The following is a 384-nucleotide window of genomic DNA, read 5'->3' on the forward strand; positions in this document are numbered from 1 at the left end:
GCCCGAGCGGGGTCTTCTCGTTCGAGGCGGTCAGATCGTCTCCTTGACCCTCGCGGCGAGGAAATCCGGCAGGTCGGCAACCGAGTTGAGCACGACATCGGCGATCGCCGACAGCGATTCACGCGTGCCTGTGCCGGAAAGCACGCCGACCGCCAGCCCGCAGCCGCCGGCCCGCGCCATTTCGAGATCGTGGCGATTGTCGCCGACCATGGCGATCTCGGCCGGCTTCAGCCCGGTCAGGTCGGAGAAGGCGAGGATGGTGTCCGGCGCCGGCTTCGGCCTGGCCACCGAATCATAGCCATAGGCGGCGTCGAAAAGCTGCGCCACGCCGAGCGTCACCAGCGTCTTTTCCGCGCCACTGGTCGAATCGTTGGTGGCGACGCC

General features: G+C 67.7%; 1 protein-coding gene. It reads right to left on the reverse strand.

The window, feature by feature from the left end; genetic code table 11:
* Nucleotides 1-30 precede the first annotated feature (30 nt).
* The coding region (locus EOA29_RS40935) for an HAD family hydrolase (protein ID WP_145970219.1) at nt 31-384 on the reverse strand (354 nt) is incomplete at its 5' end.

It is taken from the genome of Mesorhizobium sp. M1E.F.Ca.ET.063.01.1.1, from assembly GCF_003998155.1.
GTDB lineage: Bacteria > Pseudomonadota > Alphaproteobacteria > Rhizobiales > Rhizobiaceae > Mesorhizobium.